This is a genomic window from Streptomyces sp. NPDC053750, from assembly GCF_044544295.1.
Taxonomy (GTDB): Bacteria; Actinomycetota; Actinomycetes; order Streptomycetales; family Streptomycetaceae; genus Streptomyces.
In genome coordinates, this window is record NZ_JBITXB010000008.1 from 75,550 (window position 1) to 91,415 (window position 15,866).

Here is a 15,866-nt window from a genome sequence, read left to right on the forward strand (position 1 = left end):
ATGACCGACGCCACGGCCGGTGGCCCGGACCGGCCCGGCAGTCAGTGGTACGACCACGAGGCAGGGCCCCTCGTCCGTCCCTACGCGGTGACCGGCGGCCGCACCCGCCCCGGCCCCACGGACGTACGGTTCGACCTGATCGCCCTCGTCACGCGGACCCCGGGGGCGCCGGGTTTCGACCACGGTGTGCTCGGGCCGGAACACCGGACCCTGATCGACCTGTGCCGCACGGAGACCCAGTCGGTCGCCGAACTCGCCGCGGACGCGGACCTGCCCGTGGGGGTCGTCAGGGTGCTCCTGGGCGACCTGGTCGAACTCGGCTCCGTGACCGTCAGCCGCCCCGTACCGCCCGCGCAGTTGCCCGACGAACGGATTTTGCGCGAGGTGATCGAGGGACTGCGCGCCCTGTAACGGAGTGCGTGCACCGCAGAGGAGGGCCGAAAAAGCCATGACCGGCATGAACATGCACGACCACCCGGACCGAGAGAAGTGATCGATGGTCTCCGAGCAGTCCGACGCCACGGACGGCGACACGACCGCGCTGGCGTTGAAGATCCTGGTCGCCGGAGGATTCGGCGTGGGCAAGACCACCCTGGTGGGCGCGGTCAGTGAGATCAGACCGCTGCGCACGGAGGAAATGCTCAGTGAGGCCGGCCGACTGGTGGACGACACCGACGGGATCGACCGGAAGGTCACCACGACCGTCGCCATGGACTTCGGGCGTATCACCATCCGGTCCGGCCTTTCCCTCTACCTCTTCGGCACACCGGGACAGGACCGCTTCTGGTTCCTGTGGGACGAGTTGTCGCAGGGCGCGCTCGGCGCGGTCGTCCTCGCCGACACCCGGCGCCTGGAGGACTGTTTCCCGGCGGTGGACTACTTCGAGCACCGGCGCATCCCGTTCGTCGTGGCCGTCAACTGCTTCTCGGGTGCGCGCCGCTACGACGCACAGGCTGTCCTGCGCGCCCTCGACCTGGACGGGGGAACGCCCGTGGTGCTGTGCGACGCCCGGGACCGCGACTCGGGGAAGGAGGTGCTGATCCGGCTCGTCGAGTACGCCGGGCGGGTGCACACCGCCCGGCTGCTCGACTCCGTGGGCTGACCGGACCGGCCGTCGGCGGAGCAGACCTCAGTCCGCCACGGCCTTCTGGGCCAGAACCTTGTCGACGGTGACACGGACGAGGAGCTCGCCCGGAACGCCGTTGCGGGCTCCGAACTCCTCGGCGCGTTCCTCGCCCATGTAGCGGGCCCCGATACGGGCGGCCCAGTGCCGGAGGTCGTCGAGGTCCTCCGAGATCCGCGCGCGCCCCTGCAACACGACGTAGTCGAAGGGCGGCCGGTCGTCGTCCACGCACAGGGCGACCCGCCCGTCACGGGCCAGATTGCGTCCCTTCACGGTCTCCTTGCCGGTGTTGAACACCACGTCGTCCCCGTCCAGCAGGAACCAGACGGGCGCGACGTGCGGGCTGCCGTCGGCTCGGACGGTCGAGAGCTTCGCCGTGCGGGTGCCGTCCGAGACGAACGCCCGCCACTCCTCATCGGTCATCTTCTGTGCCATGCCCCCATCCTCCTTGCCCGGAGCACGGGTGTGGTGAAGGCTGGCGGGCAGATCCCCCGGCCCGGGGGAGACAACGCATACGGGGACAACACGGGGAGACCGGATCATGGTGCACAACCAGGGACTCGGCTGGCTGCTGGACGACCTGACGGAGCGCGTCGAACACGTCCGGCACGCATTGGTGCTGTCCAACGACGGGCTGGTGACCGGGGCGAGTACGGGCCTGCGCCGGGAGGACGCCGAACACCTCGCCGCCGTCTCGTCCGGACTGCACAGCCTGGCCAAGGGCTCGGGCCGCCACTTCAGCGCCGGTCAGGTACGGCAGACGATGGTCGAGTTCGACGACGCGGTGCTGTTCGTGACCGCGGCGGGCTCGGGCAGTTGTCTGTGCGTGCTCAGTGGCGCGGACGCCGACATCGGACAGATCGCCTACGAGATGACGCTGCTCGTGAACCGGGTCGGCGAGCACCTCGACGTCGATGCCCGACAGCCGGGCCGAATATCGCACATAGAGCCCTGACCTGGGCTTTCGAGGGCTCCAGTGGGGGCGGCCGGGAAGTTGTCCACAGGCTCGCCACGGAAGTCGCGGCAGCGGCTACGGTTTTGTGTCAGGCGGGCGCGGACGGCGCCGGCCGCACACTCCACGGGGGAGACGAGCATGTCCGGCAACACCATCACGCACGAGGTCACGGCCACCGTCGAACAGCCCGGCAGCGCCCGCGGCACTTCCTGTGCGCCGAGCCGCGCGGCCCGGGAACTCGGCCTCAGGCGCAGTGAGTTCGACCTCGCCGTACACCTCGGCCGCATCCGCACCGTACCCGACGAAGGAGGCGGTGGCCGACGCGTCCCCCGCACCGAGATCGCGCGGATCCGGGCAGCGGAGGGCTTCCCCGAAGCACTGCGCGAGAGCGTCCGGACCGTCGGGACGACGGAGGGCGCGGCCCTCATGGACGTGACCAGGGACCGGTTCACCCGCCTCGCACGGCTGGGGCTGCTGGTGCCTGTGAAGTTCTATGTGAACCGGTACCGCGCCGTCGTCTGGCTCTATCCGGCCGACGAACTACGGCAGTTCGCGGCCGACGAGAGGAACGCCGCACTGCTGAAGGGCCGCACCCCCGGGGGACTGCGGGCCCAGTTGACGGACGGTCTGGACCTGCGACCCCGCAACTGGCGGGGACGGTACCTGGGTTTCCTCCTCCGTCAGGCCGACGACCCATGGGCAGAGGCGGCGGCCGTGGCCTCGCTGCTCGACCCGGTCGACGTCTCGGAGATCGTCAGGGATCCCTACGAGCGCTCCCACCTGAACCGGCTCCGCCCGCAGCCACCGGCCCAGGGCGCTGCGGACTCTCCGGCCCGACAGCTCGCCGAGGAGATCATGACGGCGGCCGACCCGGACGAGATCGACTGGCTCCGGGCGGACCTGGCCGGGGCGGTGGCAGCGGCGCGCCGACAGCGCCCCGCACCACGCCCTGCCCATCGCCCGGTGCCGCCCGCCCCCGGCCCGGCACCGCAGGAGACCGAGGAGCGGGAGGGAGCCGGACGGTTCCGCGGCCTGCTGGGCCGGCTGCGGCGCAAGGGCTCATGACCCGGAGAGCTCGGGACCGGGGTCTCTTGACCTACAGGGCCCGGAACAGGCCTTCCTGGACGACGGACACCAGCATGTGCCCCTCCCTGTCGTAGATCCGCCCGCGGGCGAGACCCCGTCCACCGGTCGCGATCGGCGACTCCTGGTCGTACAGGAACCACTCGTCCGCACGGAACGGCCGGTGGAACCACATGGCGTGATCCAGTGACGCCATGTCGAAGCCCCGCGGGCCCCACAACGGTTCCACCGGAATGCGCACGGCGTCCAGGAGGGTCATGTCGCTGGCGTAGGTCAGGGCGCACATGTGCACGAGCGGGTCGTCGCCGAGCGGCCCGACGGCGCGCATCCACACCGCGCTGCGGGGCTCGGCGCCCTCGACCTCCTCGGCGCTCCAGCGCAGCCGGTCGACATAACGGATGTCGAAGGGCTGGCGACGCGCCATCCGCTCCAACTGCTCGGGCAGCGCGCCCAGGTGCTCCCGGATCTCGTCGGCGACGGTCGGCAGGGACTCGGGATCCGGGACCTCGCGGGCCACCGGCAGCTGGTGCTCGAAACTGCCCTGCTCGGGCTTGTGAAAGGAGGCGGTGAGATTGAAGATCGTGCGGCCCTGCTGCACCGCGGTGACCCGGCGGGTCGTGAACGACCGCCCGTCCCGCACCCGTTCGACCTGGTACACGATCGGCACGCCCGGCCGTCCCGGGCGCAGGAAGTACGCGTGCAGCGAGTGCACCGGGCGGTCGCCCTCCGTGGTGCGGCCGGCGGCGACCAGCGCCTGGCCGGCCACCTGGCCGCCGAAGACCCGCTGCAGCGACTCCTCGGGGCTGCGGCCACGGAAGATGTTGACCTCGATCTGCTCCAGGTCGAGCAGGGCGACGAGGCTCTCGGCCGGGTTCGTCATGGGCGGGTTTCTCCTGTGTTCAGAGCTGGCCGACAGCGGTGACGCGGACGACCGCCCGGCCCTCGGCGTCGGAGGCCGTCAGGTCGACCTCCGCGCTGATGCCCCAGTCGTGGTCGTCGTTCGGGTCGTCGAAGATCTGCCGCACGCGCCACAGGCCGTTACGGGGCTCCTCCTCGATGACCAGCAGCTTGGGACCGCGGGCGTCGGGACCGGTGCCGAGGTCGTCGTACTCGTCCCAGTACTTGTCCATGGCCTCGCCCCACGCATCGGCGTCCCAGCCGGAGTCGGCGTCCATCTCGCCCAGCTCGTCGACCTGGTCGAGAGCGGCGAGTTCCACCCGGCGGAACATGGCGTTGCGGACCAGGACACGGAAGGCGCGTGCGTTGGCGGTGACCGGCCGCACCTGGTCGGCCTTCTCCTGCGCCTCCTCGGCGGTCATCTCCTCCGGGTTGGCGAGCTGCTCCCACTCGTCCAGCAGGCTGGAGTCGACCTGGCGCACCATCTCGCCGAGCCACTCGATCAGGTCCTGCAGATCGTCGGACTTCAGGTCGTCCGGGACGGTGTGGTCGAGCGCCTTGTAGGCGCTGGCGAGATAGCGCAGCACGATGCCCTCGGTGCGGGCCAGTTCGTAGTGGGAGACCAGCTCCGTGAAGGTCAGTGCCCGCTCGTACATGTCCCGGATGACCGACTTCGGGGACAACGGATGGTCACCGACCCAGGGGTGGCTCCTGCGGTAGGTGTCGTACGCGTGGAAGAGCAGCTCCTCCAGGGGCTTCGGGTACGTGATGTCCTGGAGGCGCTCCATGCGCTCCTCGTACTCCACGCCGTCGGCCTTCATCGCGGCCACGGCCTCACCGCGCGCCTTGTTCTGCTGGGCGGCGAGGATCTGCCGCGGGTCGTCCAGGGTGGACTCCACCACGGACACCATGTCCAGCGCGTACGACGGCGACTCCGGGTCCAGCAGCTCGAAGGCTGCCAGGGCGAACGTGGAGAGCGGCTGGTTCAGCGCGAAGTCCTGCTGCAGGTCGACCGTCAGACGCACGATGCGCCCCTCGGCGTCCGGCCGGTCGAGCTTCTCGACGATGCCGCCGTCCAGCAGCGAGCGGTAGATGGCGATCGCCCGCCGGATGTGCCTGAGCTGCTGCTTGCGCGGCTCGTGGTTGTCCTCCAGCAGGTGCCGCATCGCCTTGAAGGCGTCGCCGGGCCGGGCGATGACCGACAGCAGCATGGTGTGCGTGACCCGGAAACGGGACGTCAGTGGCTCCGGATCGGAGGCGATGAGCTTGTCGAACGTGCTCTCCGACCAGGCCACGAAGCCCTCGGGAGCCTTCTTGCGGACGACCTTGCGCCGCTTCTTCGGGTCGTCACCGGCTTTGGCGAGCGCCTTCTCGTTCTCGACGACGTGCTCGGGCGCCTGGGCGACGACGAAGCCCTCCGTGTCGAACCCCGCGCGTCCGGCCCGGCCGGCGATCTGGTGGAACTCGCGGGCCCGCAGCGTGCGCACCCGGGTGCCGTCGTACTTGGTCAGCGCCGTGAACAGCACGGTCCGGATGGGGACGTTGACACCCACACCGAGCGTGTCCGTTCCGCAGATCACCTTCAGCAGGCCGGCCTGCGCGAGCTTCTCCACCAGGCGCCGGTACTTGGGCAGCATGCCGGCGTGGTGGACACCGATGCCGTGCCGGACGTAGCGGGAGAGGTTGCGTCCGAACTTCGTGGTGAAACGGAAGTTGCCGATCAGGTCGGCGATCCGCTCCTTCTCCTCACGCGTGCACATGTTGATGCTCATCAGCGCCTGCGCCCGCTCCACGGCCTGCGCCTGCGTGAAGTGCACGATGTAGACGGGGGCCTGCCGGGCCGCCAGCAGGTCGGTGAGCGTCTCCGTCAGCGGTGTGTAGCGGAACTCGTAGGAGAGCGGCACGGGCCGGGTCGCCGAGCGGACAACCGCCGTGGGACGGCCGGTGCGGCGGGCGAGGTCCTTCTCGAAGAAGGAGACGTCGCCGAGCGTGGCCGACATCAGGACGAACTGGGCCTGCGGCAGCTCCAGCAGGGGGATCTGCCAGGCCCAGCCGCGGTCCGGTTCCGCGTAGAAGTGGAACTCGTCCATGACGACCTGACCGATGTCGGCGTGCTTGCCGTCCCGCAGCGCGATCGACGCCAGGACCTCGGCGGTGCAGCAGATGACGGGGGCGTCGGCGTTCACGGAGGCGTCACCGGTCAGCATGCCGACGTTCTCGGTGCCGAAGAGTTTGCACAGCTCGAAGAACTTCTCCGACACCAGCGCCTTGATCGGAGCCGTGTAGAAGGTGACCTCGTCACGGGCCAGGGCGGCGAAGTGGGCGCCCGCCGCGATCATGCTCTTGCCGGAGCCGGTGGGCGTCGACACGATCACGTTCGCGCCGGACACCACCTCGATCAGCGCCTCCTCCTGATGGGGGTAGAGCGCGAGACCGCGTTCCTGGGCCCACGACTCGAAGGCTTCGTACAGGGCATCGGGATCGGCGGTCGGCGGCAGCTGGTCGATGAGGGTCACGCCCCCATCTTGCCTGGCCTCGGGCGTGATGGGGGAATCGGCTGTCCGTATGAAGATCACGAACGCTACGCTGGGTCGCCGACGAGCCTTCGGCGGACCGGGACAACTCGACAGCGGCACACGAGGAATGGGGCGGGCAACGGCGATGATGGGACCAGCACACTCACTGTCGGGTGCCGCGGCCTGGCTCGGCGTCGGGGCGGCGACCGCCGCCGCGGGGCACCCGATGCCCTGGCCGGTGCTGCTCGCCGGAGCCCTGATCTGCGCCGGCGCGGCGCTCGCCCCGGATCTCGACCACAAGGCGGCCACCATCTCCCGCGCCTTCGGGCCGGTCTCACGGGGGCTGTGCGAGATCGTCGACAAGCTGTCGTACGCCGTCTACAAGGCCACGAAGAAGCAGGGCGACCCGCGCCGCTCCGGCGGTCACCGCACGCTGACGCACACCTGGCTGTGGGCGGTCCTGATCGGCGCGGGCACCTCGGTGCTGGCCATCACGGGTGGCCGCTGGGCGGTCCTGGCGATCCTCTTCGTGCACATGGTGCTGGCCATCGAGGGTCTGCTCTGGCGGGCGACCCGCGGCTCCAGCAGCGACGTCCTGGTCTGGCTGCTGGCCGCGACCAGCGCGTGGATCCTCGCCGGGATACTGGACAGGCCGGACGGTGGCTCGGACTGGCTGTTCACCGCACCGGGCCAGGAGTACCTGTGGCTGGGGCTGCCGATCGTGCTCGGGGCGCTGGTGCACGACATCGGCGATGCCCTGACCGTCTCGGGCTGCCCCATACTGTGGCCGATCCCGGTGGGCCGCAAGCGCTGGTACCCGATCGGCCCGCCGAAGGCCATGCGGTTCCGTGCCGGCAGCTGGGTGGAGCTGAAGGTGCTGATGCCGGCGTTCATGGTGCTCGGCGGAGTGGGCTGCGCCGGGGCGCTCAACTTCATCTGAGGGGCCCGGGGGACCGGAAGGGTCTGCGTCCCGCGGGCAGCTCAGCTGTTCCCGTCGGCGCCTTGGCCCTCGCCGCTTCCGTAACGCCGCTCGAAGCGTGCGACGCGTCCTTCCGAGTCCACCGTCCGTGCCTTGCCCGTGTAGAAGGGGTGGCTCTCCGAGGAGATCTCCACGTCCACCACCGGGTAGGTCTCACCGTCGTCCCAGGTGATGGTCTCGTCGCTGGTCGCGGTGGACCGGGTGAGGAAGGCGTACCCGGCGGCACGGTCGCGGAAGACGACGGGCTGGTACTCGGGGTGCTTGTCCTGCTGCATGGCGGCTCCTCGTACGGCGTGGATCATCGGTGTGGCGGCGCGGGAACGCCGCCGCGGGTGGTGTCAGCCGGGCAGCGAGTCCTCGTCGACGACGTGCATCGCGGCCTCTTCGGCGGAGGCTGCCGCGCCGTCGATGCCCACGTCCATGGCGACCAGCGCCGGCTCCTCGTCCTCGTGTGCCCCCTCGTCGGGTGCCACGAGCCGGCCGGAGCGGTCCGTGCCGACCTCGTTGTCCAGCAGCTCGCCGTCGGTGCCCTGGGAGTCGCCGAGGCCGTCACCGTCGGGTGCGAGCACGTCCGGCTGCTCCTCGGCGAGCCGCTGGTCCAGCGTCTCGCCCCGGTGACGTTCGCCGGCCGTCACTCCGGTGTGCTCCACCGCCCAGGGGCGCTCGGGCGGCGACCAGCCCCGGTCGAGAGGATCGTCGACGCCGTCGTTCTCGAGGGTGTCCTCCGCGTCGAGCAGTCCGGTGTCCTCCCGCTGCTCGGAACCGTCGGGCTGGTAGACGTCATCTCCCCATCCGTCGACGCTGTTCACGGGTACCTCCAGGGGGGTGGGGACGGGCCCCTTCTCACCGTGGGCCGCGGCAGGCCGCCGCTGCACGGGGCACTGAACTCACCCGTTGCCGAGCCACACGGTTCCCGGGCCTTCCCCCGAGCCGGTGCCTTCTCCCAGCCTTCCACTCCGCTTCGGGACCGCGCAACGGCACGCACCCGGGCCGGGTACCCGCGGCACTCCCGACCCACCCCACGGGTCGACCCACGGCGGCCGGGCCGGGGCCGAATCCTGCACACCACCGGCGAGGTCCGATCGATCAACGGGGGTCCGTCCGATCACCGGGGGTCTGCCCGGTCATCGGGGGTCTGCCTGGTCAGCGGGGGTTCGTCCGGTCATCGGGAGGCCGACCAGCGCGGTCTCGCCCTCCCCGGCGGACGGTACGCGGGCCCCCGCCTCTCCGTCACCGGGGCGCGGACTCGGCCTTTGGCCCCCACCTCCCCAGCCGCCGGGGCGCGGACCGGGCCTCCCCGGCCGACCGGAAGCGAACCCGGCGCCCCCCCCGCGCGCGGCCGGACGCCGACCCGCCCGTGCGGCCGAGCCCGTCACGACCGGTCGCGGGACGACCCGCCCCGGCGGCTGTCGAGCGGAGGCCCGGTCACCCGTGCCACGAGCGCCACAGTGCGGCGTACGCGCCGTCCGCAGCGACCAGGTCGTCGTGGCTGCCCAGCTCGCTGATCCGGCCGTTCTCGACGACCGCGATGACGTCCGCGTCGTGGGCGGTGTGCAGGCGGTGGGCGATCGCGACCACCGTGCGGCCGTCCAGGACCCGGGCCAGGGACCGCTCGAGGTGGCGTGCGGCCCGCGGGTCGAGCAGGGACGTCGCCTCGTCCAGCACCAGCGTGTGCGGGTCCGCCAGCACCAGGCGGGCCAGCGCGATCTGCTGTGCCTGCGCCGGCGTGAGCGCGAAACCGCCCGAGCCGACCTCCGTGTCGAGGCCGTCGTCGAGCCCGCGCGACCAGTCGTCCGCGTCGACCGCGCCCAGCGCCGCCCACAGCTCGGCGTCGGTGGCACCGGTCCTGGCGAGGCGGAGGTTGTCGCGCAGGGAGCCCACGAAGACGTGGTGCTCCTGGTTGACCAGGGCGACGTGGGAACGGACCCGTTCGGCGGACATCCGGGACAGTTCCGCGTCGCCCAAAGTGATCCGCCCCTCCCGGGGACCGTAGATGCCGGCGAGGAGCCTGCCCAGCGTGGACTTGCCGGCGCCCGAGGGGCCGACCAGGGCGAGCCGTGTGCCGGGGGCGACCTCCAGCGACACCTTGCGCAGCACGTCCACGCCCTCGACGTAGCCGAAGTGCACCCGGTCGGCGTGCACATGCCGTCCGTCGGGGGCCAGCGAGGGGTCACCGGCGTCCGGCTCGATGTCCCGCACGCCGACCAGCCGGGCCAGGGACACCTGGGCCACCTGGAGCTCGTCGTACCAGCGCAGGATCAGCCCGACCGGGTCGACGAGCATCTGGGCGATCAGCGCCGCCGTGGTCAGCTGACCGACCCCGATCCACCCCTGCAGGACGAACACACCGCCGATCAGCAGAACGGAGGCGAGCACGGTCACATGCGTGACGTTGATGACCGGGAAGAGCACCGACCGCAGCCAGAGCGTGTAGCGCTCCCAGGCCGTCCACTCGCTGATCCGGCGCTCCGACAGCTCGATGCGACGGGCGTCCAGACGGTGGGACTCGACAGTGCGCCCGGCGTCCACGGTCTCGGCGAGCGCGGCGGCCACGGCGGCGTACCCGGCGGCCTCCGAGCGGTAGGCCGCGGGCGCCCGCCGGAAGTACCAGCGGCAGCCGATCACCAGCAGCGGTACCGCGAGCAGCACCGCGGGCGCCAGCGGCGGAGCCGTCACCACGAGCCCACCGAGCAGCAGCACCACCCACACGACGCCGATCGCCAGCTGCGGCACGGCCTCGCGCATGGCGTTGCCGAGCCGGTCGATGTCGGTCGTGATCCGGGAGAGCAGATCACCCGTACCGGCCCGCTCCAGCACGCCCGGAGGCAGACCCACCGACCGTACGAGGAAGTCCTCGCGGAGGTCGGCGAGCATCCGCTCGCCCAGGACGGCTCCGCGCAGCCGCACCTCCCGTACGAACGCCGCCTGGACGAGGAGCGCGAGCACGAACAGCGTGGCCGTGAGCCCCAGGTGCAGCTCGCGAGCGCCGTCGGACACCCGCTCCACGAGCCCGCCCAGCAGGTAGGGACCCGCCATCGACGCGACCACGGCGACGGTGTTGACGGTGACGAGGAGGAGGAAGGCACGGCGGTGCCGGCGCAGCAGTTCCCCCGCGTAGGCGCGTACGGTCGCGGGCGCGCCGACGGGCAGGGTGCTCGCCGTCGTGGGGGCCGCCGGGTCGTACGACGGTGGCGCGACGCCGATCATGCCGTCTCCTCGATCTCTTCCAGTCGGTGCAGTACGTCGTCGTCGGCGAGGACATCGTCGCCCCGGATCTCGTCGTCCGTCTCACGGGTCACCACCGCGCGGTACCGGGGCTCGGTGCGCAGCAGGTCCCGGTGGGTGCCGACCGCGGCGACCGCGCCGTCGTGCAGGAAGACGGTCCGGTCCGCGCGGTCCAGCAGCAGCGGCGACGAGGTGAACACCACCGTCGTGCGTCCCGCGCGCAGGGTCCGCACGCCCTGGGCGATGCGTGCCTCGGTGTGCGAGTCCACGGCGGAGGTCGGCTCGTCCAGGACGAGCGCCTCCGGGTCCGTGATCAGGGACCGGGCCAGCGCGAGCCGCTGGCGCTGGCCGCCCGACAGCGAGCGGCCCCGTTCGGTGATGCGGGCGTCCATCGGATCGTCGACGCCGAGCGACCCCTGCGCGAGCGCCGCCAGTACGTCCCCGCACTGGGCCGCGGCCAGCGCGTCCTCGGCGTCGACGGCACCGGACGCGGGCACGTCGAGCAGCTCACGCAGCGTGCCGGAGAGCAGCACGGGATCCTTGTCCTGGACCAGGACGGCGGTGCGGGCGGACGCCAGCGGCAGCTCGTCCAGCGGCACCCCGCCCAGCAGCGCAGACGTGCCCTCCTGCGAGGGATGCCCGCCGAGCTGTTCCGCCAGTCGGCCGGCCGTGTCCGGATCGCCGCACACCACGGCCGTGAACCGGCCCGCCGGCGCGAGCAGACCCGTGGCCGGGTCGTACAGGTCCCCGGTCGGCACTTCGGCGGCCCGTGACCCCGCGGTGTCGGTGGCCCGCTCCAGCGCCAGCACCCGCGCTGCCCGCTTGGCCGAGGGCCGCGAGAAGGAGTACGCCATGGCGATCTCCTCGAAGTGCCGCAGCGGGTAGGTGAGGATCATGACGGAGCTGTAGACGGTGACGAGTTCGCCGACGCCGATGCGGCCCTCGCGGGCCAGGTGGACGCCGTGCCAGACCACCGCGATCAGCAGCAGCCCCGGCAGCAACACCTGGATCGCGGAGATCAGGGACCACATCCGCGCGCTGCGCACGGCCGCGTGGCGCACCTCCTGGGAGGCGTCGCGGTAGCGGTCGAGGAAGAGTTCCTCGCCGCCGATGCCGCGCAGCACGCGCAGCCCGGCGACGGTGTCGGAGGCGAGTTCCGTGGCCCGGCCGGCCTTCTCCCGCTGGACGTCGGCCCGCCGGGTGGCCCGGGGCAGGAGGGGCAGTACGGCGAGGGCCAGCACCGGCAGGCCCACGATCACCACGACGCCGAGTGCCGGCTCGTAGACGACCAGGGTCACGCAGACCAGCACGATGGTCACCGCCGCCGCGGTGAAGCGGGAGACGGCCTCGACGAACCAGCCGATCTTCTCGACGTCGCCGGTGGAGACGGCCACGACCTCGCCGGCCGCGACGCGACGGGTGAGCGCCGAGCCCAGCAGGGCGGTCTTGCGGGCCAGCAGTTGCTGGACGCGGGCCGCGGCGGTGATCCAGTTGGTGACGGCGGCGCGGTGCAGGAAGGTGTCGCCGAGCGCGTTGCCGGCGCAGCACAGCGCCATCAGACCGCCGGCGAGGGCGAGCCGTGTGCCGGAACGGTCGACGACGGCCTGGACGGCGAGACCGACGCAGAAGGGCAGGGCGGAGACGGAGGCGAAGTGCAGCAGGCCCCAGGCCAGCGACTTGAGTTGTCCACCCAGCTGGTTCCGGAACAGCCACCACAGGAATCGGGGGCCCGAGCGTGCGTCCGGCACTCCCGGGTCGGGATACGGAAGGTCTTGGATCTGCATGACGTCCCAGTGGCTCGTGTCAGGGGGTGCCGTTGCACCACGGCATCAAGAGGCTGCAAACCGTGACAGGTTCGCGTCGCAGCGTGCCCAAAATCAAGCGGTTTTCCGTGGTGGGGCAGAAAACCGGCTTCCCGGCGCGGGTGCGAGGATGGACGGATGCGGACTGGTGGTGCACGGCGTACCGGGACAGCGACGGCGGCCCTCGGAATCCTGCTCGGAACCCTCCTCACGCTGCTGTCCGCGTGCGGCGGCCCGACCGGGAACCCGGACACGGGAACGAGCCGGTCCGCCGACCGACCGGCGCCGAGCAGCCCCGCCGCCGACCCGTCACGGATTCCCGGCCTCGGCGACCGGCTCCACCGGCGCATCCCGGCCGACTCGCGCCAGGTCGTGGCGGTGTACGGCGACGGCCGGGACTCCGCCGACTCCACGGTCGTGCTGTACACGAAGCAGGGGACCGCCTGGCACCGCGCCCGCAGTTGGGCGGCGCACAACGGCACGAAGGGCTGGACGACCGACCACCACGAGAACGACAAGCGCAGCCCCGTCGGCGTCTTCACCCTCAGCGACGCGGGCGGCGTGCTCCCCGACCCGGATCCGGCCCCCGGCTCGGGGCTGCCCTACACGCAGTCCTCCGCCTTCGCGGCGCCGCGTTCGTGGGCCGAGTCGTACTGGCACGACTTCGACTACGTCATCGCCATCGACTACAACCGGGTCAAGGGCACCCCGCCGAACGACCCGACCCGACCCGAGGGCACGTCCAAGGGCGGAAGCATCTGGCTGCACATGGACCACGGCAGTGGCACGTCGGCCTGCGTCAGCCTGCCCAAGCCGGCGATGGCGTATCTGCTGCGCACACTGGACCCGGACCGGCACCCGGTGGTGGTGATGGGGGACAGGGCGCACCTGAAGGCCTGATCACGCGCCCCTCGCATCACGCCGTGCGGTGGCCTCGCGCGACGTCGGGCCCGTCGACCAGCGTGTCCAGGAGCCCGCCGAGCACCGCGCGCTGCTCGTCCGTCAGCGGGGCGAGGATCTCCTCCGCGGCGGACCGGCGCGCGCCGCGCAGTTCCCGCAGGGCCGTACGTCCGTCGTCGGTGAGCTCGATCCGGATGACCCGGCGGTTGGCCGGGTCGGGGACGCGGCGCACCTTCCCGGCCGCCTCCAGCCCGTCGACCAGCGTCGTCACCGCCCGGGGCACGACCTCCAGGCGCTCGGCGAGATCTGCCATCCGGGGCGGCGAGCCGTAGTGCGCCAGCGTGCGCAGCAGCCGGGACTGGGCCGGTGTGATGCCGAGGTCACGGTGCTCGAGATGGCGCTTCTGAATGCGGTGCACCCGGCGGGTGAGCCGCAGCAGCTGTTCGGCGAGCAGGCCGTCGGTATCGGGGGCGGTCATGCGGGAACACTATCAGGACCATGTTCATTGTGAGTATAGGTAACAATGAGCTACGATCCGCAAGGCGCCGGACAGGCGCGTCGTCCTCCGAAGGAGCCCATGCACCCCGATCGCGAATCCACCTGGACCGCACCCGCCGACGCCGAGGAACAGCCCCGGCAGGTGCGCCGCATCCTGAAGCTGTTCCGCCCCTACCGCGGCCGTCTCGCGGTCGTCGGACTGCTGGTCGGCGCCGCGTCACTGGTCTCGGTGGCCACACCCTTCCTGCTGAAGGAGACGCTCGACGTCGCCATCCCCGAGGGGCGCACGGGCCTGCTGAGCCTGCTCGCCCTCGGCATGATCCTCGGCGCCGTCCTCACCAGCGTCTTCGGCGTACTGCAGACGCTGATCTCCACGACCGTCGGCCAGCGCGTCATGCACGACCTGCGCACCGCCGTCTACGGCCGGCTGCAGCAGATGTCCCTCGCGTTCTTCACCCGCACCCGCACGGGTGAGGTCCAGTCCCGCATCGCCAACGACATCGGCGGCATGCAGGCCACCGTCACCTCCACGGCTACCTCCCTGGTCTCCAACCTGACCGGCGTGGTCGCCACGATCGTCGCCATGGTCGTCCTCGACTGGCGCCTGACCGTCGTCTCGCTGCTCCTGCTGCCGGTGTTCGTGTGGATCAGCCGCCGCGTCGGCAGGGAACGCCGGAAGATCACCACCCGGCGCCAGAAGCAGATGGCCGCGATGGCCGCCACGGTCACCGAGTCGCTCTCCGTCAGCGGCATCCTGCTCGGCCGCACCATGGGCCGCTCCGACTCGCTGACCCGCGCCTTCGCGGACGAGTCCGAGAGCCTGGTCGACCTCGAAGTGAAGTCGAACATGGCGGGCCGCTGGCGCATGGCCGTCATCACGATCGTCATGGCCGCCATGCCGGCCGTCATCTACTGGACCGCGGGCATCGCCCTCCAGCTCGGCGGCCCCGACGTCTCCCTCGGCACCATCGTCGCCTTCGTCTCGCTCCAGCAGGGCCTGTTCCGCCCCGCGGTGAGCCTGCTGTCGACCGGTGTCCAGATCCAGACCTCGCTCGCGCTCTTCCAGCGCATCTTCGAGTACCTCGACCTGCCGGTCGACATCACCGAGCGGGACAAGCCGATCCACCTCGACCGGGTCAAGGGCGAGGTCCGCTTCGAGGGCGTCGAGTTCCGTTACGACGGCAAGGGCGGACCGGTCCTCGCCGGCATCGACATCACCGTCCCCGCGGGCAGCAGCCTCGCCGTCGTCGGGCCGACCGGCGCCGGCAAGTCCACGCTCGGCCACCTGGTGCCGCGGCTGTACGACGTGACGGGCGGCCGGGTCACCCTCGACGGGGTCGACGTGCGCGACCTCGACTTCGACACCCTCGCCCGCGCGGTCGGCGTCGTCTCCCAGGAGACGTACCTCTTCCATGCCTCTGTCGCCGAGAACCTGCGCTTCGCCAAGCCGGACGCCACCGACGCGGAGCTGGAGGCGGCGGCCCGCGCGGCCCAGATCCACGACCACATCGCCGCCCTGCCGGACGGGTACGACACGGTCGTCGGCGAGCGCGGCCACCGTTTCTCCGGCGGCGAGAAACAGCGTCTGGCCATCGCCCGCACCATCCTGCGCGACCCGCCCGTCCTGGTGCTCGACGAGGCGACCAGCGCTCTGGACACCCGTACGGAGGCCGCCGTGCAGGCGGCCATCGACACCCTGTCCGCCAACCGCACCACGCTCACCATCGCGCACCGCCTGTCCACGGTCCGGGACGCCGACCGCATCGTCGTCCTCGAGGGCGGACGCCTGGCCGAACAGGGCACGCACGAGGAGTTGCTGGAGCGGGACGGGCGCTATGCGGCGTTGGTGCGCCGGGACGCCCGATTGGAGCCGACAAAATGAAGATAT

The 15,866-nt window shown here is 71.5% G+C and carries 15 protein-coding genes; 7 read left to right on the forward strand and 8 right to left on the reverse strand.

Annotation, left to right across the window (positions count from 1 at the left end):
- Together ACIGO6_RS23260 and ACIGO6_RS23265 are read left to right on the forward strand one after the other, a co-directional pair.
- Positions 1–411 carry a DUF742 domain-containing protein gene (locus tag ACIGO6_RS23260; protein ID WP_399879063.1) on the forward strand — a complete coding sequence of 137 codons (411 nt, stop codon included), beginning with the start codon at positions 1–3 and terminating at the stop codon, positions 409–411.
- Between the two features lie 85 nt (positions 412–496).
- The gene (locus ACIGO6_RS23265; RefSeq protein ID WP_399879065.1) at positions 497–1,102 is read left to right on the forward strand and encodes a GTP-binding protein; all 606 of its coding nucleotides are present in this window, start codon (positions 497–499) and stop codon (positions 1,100–1,102) included.
- 27 nt (positions 1,103–1,129) lie between these two features.
- On the opposite strand, the gene ACIGO6_RS23270 is transcribed toward ACIGO6_RS23265, so the two are convergent.
- Positions 1,130–1,558, reverse strand: a complete 429-nt coding sequence (locus tag ACIGO6_RS23270) for a PPOX class F420-dependent oxidoreductase (RefSeq protein ID WP_399879067.1) — start codon at positions 1,556–1,558, stop codon at positions 1,130–1,132.
- Between the two features lie 106 nt (positions 1,559–1,664).
- On the opposite strand from ACIGO6_RS23270, the gene ACIGO6_RS23275 reads away from it, so the two are divergent.
- Together ACIGO6_RS23275 and ACIGO6_RS23280 are read left to right on the forward strand one after the other, a co-directional pair.
- Complete coding sequence (locus tag ACIGO6_RS23275) at positions 1,665–2,078, forward strand: roadblock/LC7 domain-containing protein (protein ID WP_399879069.1); 414 nt, start codon at positions 1,665–1,667, stop codon at positions 2,076–2,078.
- Positions 2,079–2,216: 138 nt separating this feature from the next.
- Complete coding sequence (locus tag ACIGO6_RS23280) at positions 2,217–3,143, forward strand: DUF6397 family protein (protein ID WP_399879071.1); 927 nt, start codon at positions 2,217–2,219, stop codon at positions 3,141–3,143.
- A gap of 31 nt (positions 3,144–3,174) precedes the next feature.
- Here ACIGO6_RS23280 and ACIGO6_RS23285 read toward each other — a convergent pair whose 3' ends face one another.
- Both ACIGO6_RS23285 and ACIGO6_RS23290 read right to left on the reverse strand, forming a co-directional pair.
- Entirely contained in the window at positions 3,175–4,041 is an 867-nt protein-coding gene (locus ACIGO6_RS23285; protein ID WP_399879073.1) for an acyl-CoA thioesterase, read from the reverse strand.
- A gap of 19 nt (positions 4,042–4,060) precedes the next feature.
- On the reverse strand, positions 4,061–6,574 hold the full coding sequence (locus ACIGO6_RS23290) for a DEAD/DEAH box helicase (protein ID WP_399879074.1): 2,514 nt from the start codon (positions 6,572–6,574) through the stop codon (positions 4,061–4,063).
- Between the two features lie 145 nt (positions 6,575–6,719).
- Here ACIGO6_RS23290 and ACIGO6_RS23295 point away from each other — a divergent pair, with 145 nt between their 5' ends.
- Positions 6,720–7,514, forward strand: a complete 795-nt coding sequence (locus tag ACIGO6_RS23295) for a metal-dependent hydrolase (RefSeq protein WP_399879076.1) — start codon at positions 6,720–6,722, stop codon at positions 7,512–7,514.
- Between the two features lie 41 nt (positions 7,515–7,555).
- Here ACIGO6_RS23295 and ACIGO6_RS23300 read toward each other — a convergent pair whose 3' ends face one another.
- From ACIGO6_RS23300 to ACIGO6_RS23315, 4 genes are all read right to left on the reverse strand, one after another.
- Positions 7,556–7,828, reverse strand: a complete 273-nt coding sequence (locus tag ACIGO6_RS23300) for a type B 50S ribosomal protein L31 (protein WP_399879078.1) — start codon at positions 7,826–7,828, stop codon at positions 7,556–7,558.
- A gap of 63 nt (positions 7,829–7,891) precedes the next feature.
- Positions 7,892–8,362, reverse strand: coding sequence for a DUF5709 domain-containing protein (locus ACIGO6_RS23305; protein WP_399879080.1), 471 nt, complete (start codon positions 8,360–8,362; stop codon positions 7,892–7,894).
- A 616-nt stretch (positions 8,363–8,978) separates the two neighbouring features.
- Positions 8,979–10,760, reverse strand: coding sequence for an ABC transporter ATP-binding protein (locus ACIGO6_RS23310; RefSeq protein WP_399879082.1), 1,782 nt, complete (start codon positions 10,758–10,760; stop codon positions 8,979–8,981).
- Positions 10,757–12,562 (reverse strand): ABC transporter ATP-binding protein, encoded by a 1,806-nt coding sequence (locus ACIGO6_RS23315; RefSeq protein WP_399879084.1) that lies wholly within the window; start codon positions 12,560–12,562, stop codon positions 10,757–10,759. Before ACIGO6_RS23315 ends, ACIGO6_RS23310 begins: the two co-directional genes overlap by 4 nt.
- A gap of 156 nt (positions 12,563–12,718) precedes the next feature.
- On the opposite strand from ACIGO6_RS23315, the gene ACIGO6_RS23320 reads away from it, so the two are divergent.
- Entirely contained in the window at positions 12,719–13,480 is a 762-nt protein-coding gene (locus ACIGO6_RS23320) for a hypothetical protein (protein WP_399879086.1), read from the forward strand.
- 16 nt (positions 13,481–13,496) lie between these two features.
- Here the strand turns inward: ACIGO6_RS23320 and ACIGO6_RS23325 are convergent, their stop codons facing one another.
- A complete protein-coding gene (locus tag ACIGO6_RS23325; protein ID WP_399879088.1) occupies positions 13,497–13,958 on the reverse strand; it encodes a MarR family winged helix-turn-helix transcriptional regulator in 462 nt (153 codons plus the stop codon).
- Between the two features lie 99 nt (positions 13,959–14,057).
- On the opposite strand from ACIGO6_RS23325, the gene ACIGO6_RS23330 reads away from it, so the two are divergent.
- Positions 14,058–15,860, forward strand: coding sequence for an ABC transporter ATP-binding protein (locus tag ACIGO6_RS23330; protein WP_399879090.1), 1,803 nt, complete (start codon positions 14,058–14,060; stop codon positions 15,858–15,860).
- Positions 15,861–15,866: the final 6 nt, after the last annotated feature.

Bases quoted from the DNA above. Each gene is read 5' to 3' on its own strand.
- ACIGO6_RS23265 (WP_399879065.1), top strand. From the start codon at position 497: ATGGTCTCCGAGCAGTCCGACGCCACGGACGGCGACACGACCGCGCTG.
- ACIGO6_RS23270 (WP_399879067.1), bottom strand. From the start codon at position 1,558: ATGGCACAGAAGATGACCGATGAGGAGTGGCGGGCGTTCGTCTCGGAC.
- ACIGO6_RS23330 (WP_399879090.1), top strand. From the start codon at position 14,058: ATGCACCCCGATCGCGAATCCACCTGGACCGCACCCGCCGACGCCGAG.
- ACIGO6_RS23260 (WP_399879063.1), top strand. From the start codon at position 1: ATGACCGACGCCACGGCCGGTGGCCCGGACCGGCCCGGCAGTCAGTGG.
- ACIGO6_RS23310 (WP_399879082.1), bottom strand. From the start codon at position 10,760: ATGATCGGCGTCGCGCCACCGTCGTACGACCCGGCGGCCCCCACGACG.
- ACIGO6_RS23295 (WP_399879076.1), top strand. From the start codon at position 6,720: ATGATGGGACCAGCACACTCACTGTCGGGTGCCGCGGCCTGGCTCGGC.
- ACIGO6_RS23320 (WP_399879086.1), top strand. From the start codon at position 12,719: ATGCGGACTGGTGGTGCACGGCGTACCGGGACAGCGACGGCGGCCCTC.
- ACIGO6_RS23285 (WP_399879073.1), bottom strand. From the start codon at position 4,041: ATGACGAACCCGGCCGAGAGCCTCGTCGCCCTGCTCGACCTGGAGCAG.
- ACIGO6_RS23275 (WP_399879069.1), top strand. From the start codon at position 1,665: ATGGTGCACAACCAGGGACTCGGCTGGCTGCTGGACGACCTGACGGAG.
- ACIGO6_RS23315 (WP_399879084.1), bottom strand. From the start codon at position 12,562: ATGCAGATCCAAGACCTTCCGTATCCCGACCCGGGAGTGCCGGACGCA.
- ACIGO6_RS23300 (WP_399879078.1), bottom strand. From the start codon at position 7,828: ATGCAGCAGGACAAGCACCCCGAGTACCAGCCCGTCGTCTTCCGCGAC.
- ACIGO6_RS23280 (WP_399879071.1), top strand. From the start codon at position 2,217: ATGTCCGGCAACACCATCACGCACGAGGTCACGGCCACCGTCGAACAG.
- ACIGO6_RS23325 (WP_399879088.1), bottom strand. From the start codon at position 13,958: ATGACCGCCCCCGATACCGACGGCCTGCTCGCCGAACAGCTGCTGCGG.